We start from the raw sequence: 2,767 nt of genomic DNA on the forward strand, positions 1-2,767 counted from the left end.
GGCGCTGTACCTGAGCAACATCGCCAGCACGGTGCACCTGGTGCACCGGCGCGACAAGTTCCGCGCCGAGGCCATCATGATCGACAAGCTGCACGAGAAGGTCGCGCAGGGCAAGATCAAGCTGCACCTGCACCAGACGCTGGACGAAGTGCTGGGCGACCAGAGCGGCGTGACCGGCGTGCGCCTGAAGAAGGTGGACGGCAGCGCGACGCAGGACATCGCGCTCAAGGGCTGCTTCATCGCCATCGGCCACCATCCGAACACCGACATCTTCCAGGGCCAGCTGGAGATGAAGGACGGCTACATCGTCACCAAGAGCGGCCAGAACGGCTTTGCGACCATGACCAGCGTGCCGGGCGTGTTCGCCGCCGGCGACGTGCAGGACCACGTCTACCGCCAGGCCATCACCTCGGCGGGCACCGGCTGCATGGCTGCGCTGGATGCGCAGCGTTTCCTGGAGCAGCAGGCCTCCTGACGCGGGCCGACGCGCCCGCCCTCCTGGGCAGAGGCGTTCGGACGGCTTGCTAGCGTTTGCCTAACGGTGGCCCGCGACGATGCGCCAGCTCGTCGCCAACGGCCCTGCCCGGGACTCCTTTCGCGGCGGCGAGCAGCTGTTCTGCTCGTTCATCCCTGGAGGAATTCCCATGTCCAAGACCCTGCGCGCACCCACTGCACACGCCGCCCTCGCCCTCACGCTGGCCCTGATCGCCGGAGGGGCCCATGCCCAGGTCGCCGGCACCTATGCCGGCACCACGTCCGACGGGCTCAGCATTGAAATCACGCTGGTCAACAGCGAGACCGACGGCCTCGTCTTCACCGGCAGCTCCACCCAGTGGAACGAGACCTGCAAGACCGGTGACGTCAAGTTCGCCTGGTGGGGCATTGGCGCCTACCTGCCGGTGACCGCCAAGAAGCTGTCCAGCGAGTACAAAGGCCAGTCGCTTTACCAGACGCTGACGATGAAGTTCGACGTCTCCGGCACCACGGTCACCGGCACGGTCAAGGCCGGCGAGGCCACCTACGTGGACGTCAACAGCTCGATCAAGCAGACGGAGCCCTGCAACTCAGGCCTGGTGACCTACACCGCCACGCTGCAGAGCCCGCTGATGGCCGCGCGCCACCACGGCATGCCGGCAGGCAGCGTGCAAGCGTTCACGCGCTGACACCCGCCGCCGGCAGCCGGCCTCGCGGCGAGCGACAGTTCAGCCCCTCGCGGGGCGGCTTTCCGCCGGGACCAGGTGCAGGAACAGCGACTCTGCACCACGCAGCACGCGCACCACGCAAACCTTGCCAATGCGCGAGCCGTCCAGCAGGCGTTGGAGATCGTCCACGGTGGCAGCCGGCAGGCCGTCGATCCCCAGCAGCAGGTCATCTGGCTTGACGCCACCGGCCTCAGCCGGCGAGTCGGGCTGCACCTCCGACACGCGCACCGCGCTCGCGTGGGCCACACCCAGGTAACGCGCCACGCGCCTGGACAGCGGCTCGGTGGTGCCGGACAGGCCGATGTAGGCCCTGCGCACGCGACCCTGCGCCAGCAGCTGCGGCACGACCCACTTGGCCGAATTCACCGCCACCGCGAAGCTGAGCGACTGCGCGCCCCGGATGATCGCGGTGTTGACGCCGATCACGCGGCCGTGCGAATCCAGCAACGGCCCGCCGGAGTTGCCGGGATTCAACGCAGCGTCGGTCTGCACGATGTTGTCCATCATCCGGCCGGTGGCCGAGCGCAGCGTTCGCCCGAGCGCGGAGACGATGCCGCTGGTCACGCTGTGCGTGAAGCCCAGCGGGCTGCCAATGGCGATCGCCACCTGCCCGACACGCAACTTCGAAGAGTCCCCCAGCTCAAGGTGAGGCAGGAAACGACTGGAGCCGATGCGCAGCACCGCGAGGTCCGAATCCGGATCGTCGCCCACCAGTTCGGCCTGGCCGCGCGTGCCGTCGGGCCGTGACACCTCCAGCGCCACGGCACCCCGCACCACGTGGCTGTTGGTCAGCACGTAGCCGTCCGGCGTGAACACGAAGCCGGAGCCGCTGCCTTGCTGCTGCCGGCCTGACACGGCCACGAACACGACCGCGTCGCGCGCGCGTTCGACGGTGGCAGCCACCGTTTCCGAATACGCATCCAGGATGTCGCCATCAGGACGTCCGTCCCAGGCCTCGGTCATCTGCTCTCTCGCACCCATCGCAGCTCTCCAACAAGCCCTGCAGATGGCGCCACTGCCGAAGAACTCAAGCCCCGGCGGTGCCCTGGAAATCAGCGCTCGGGCTTGCAGTCGAAAGCCAGCGTGCGCGTCGTCTGGCCCAGTTCCTGGTTCAGCATGCCTTCGGTTCCCTGGGTCTGCCAGATCAGGCCGGCAGAGGGCGAACCCGCCGGCGCCCCCGGCAGCGCGGCATAGCGCACGCCAGAGCCGCCCGGGCCGGCACGCAACACCTCCTGCCGACCTTGCCAGGACAGCACCGCGAACGACTCGCCGCCACGCAGGTTCAGGTACGCGGCAGACAGGCGCTTGCCGGTGGCGCAGCGGTAGTTGACGCTGCTGGTGCTGAACGGCGGCGTGAAGGCACGTTCGACGATCAGCCTGCGCACGGCCTCACCCGCGGGCAGGCCGGGCTGCAGCGGGTCGTAGTGGCCCACGCCGGGCAATGACAGCAACTCGACCTCGTCGCCCAGCGCGCGAGCCCTGGCCTGGTAGGCCTGCGCGGCTTCCGGCAAGAGCACCGCGGCAGACACCAGGTACTGCGGCACGCGCAACGGCAGCAGCGACTG

4 protein-coding genes are annotated in these 2,767 nt (G+C 68.7%); 2 read left to right on the forward strand and 2 right to left on the reverse strand.

Translation table 11 applies throughout. From position 1 onward, the window contains the following. Positions 1 to 475, forward strand: a 475-nt coding sequence (locus FKP22_RS26420; RefSeq protein WP_170201105.1) for an FAD-dependent oxidoreductase, incomplete at its 5' end; no start/stop codon positions are given. 169 nt (positions 476 to 644) lie between these two features. Next, positions 645 to 1,163, forward strand: coding sequence for a hypothetical protein (locus tag FKP22_RS26425; protein WP_141290881.1), 519 nt, complete (start codon positions 645 to 647; stop codon positions 1,161 to 1,163). A gap of 39 nt (positions 1,164 to 1,202) precedes the next feature. Here FKP22_RS26425 and FKP22_RS26430 read toward each other — a convergent pair whose 3' ends face one another. Beyond that, positions 1,203 to 2,183 (reverse strand): S1C family serine protease, encoded by a 981-nt coding sequence (locus FKP22_RS26430; protein ID WP_141290883.1) that lies wholly within the window; start codon positions 2,181 to 2,183, stop codon positions 1,203 to 1,205. A gap of 71 nt (positions 2,184 to 2,254) precedes the next feature. Then, on the reverse strand, positions 2,255 to 2,767 hold a 513-nt coding region (locus tag FKP22_RS26435), incomplete at its 5' end, for an MliC family protein (protein ID WP_141290885.1).

Origin of the sequence: Ideonella azotifigens, assembly GCF_006519715.1 — a bacterium.
Lineage (GTDB): Bacteria > Pseudomonadota > Gammaproteobacteria > Burkholderiales > Burkholderiaceae_C > Ideonella > Ideonella azotifigens.

Coding starts and splice junctions, on each gene's coding strand:
- FKP22_RS26425 (WP_141290881.1), top strand. CDS start 645: ATGTCCAAGACCCTGCGCGCACCCACTGCACACGCCGCCCTCGCCCTC.
- FKP22_RS26430 (WP_141290883.1), bottom strand. CDS start 2,183: ATGGGTGCGAGAGAGCAGATGACCGAGGCCTGGGACGGACGTCCTGAT.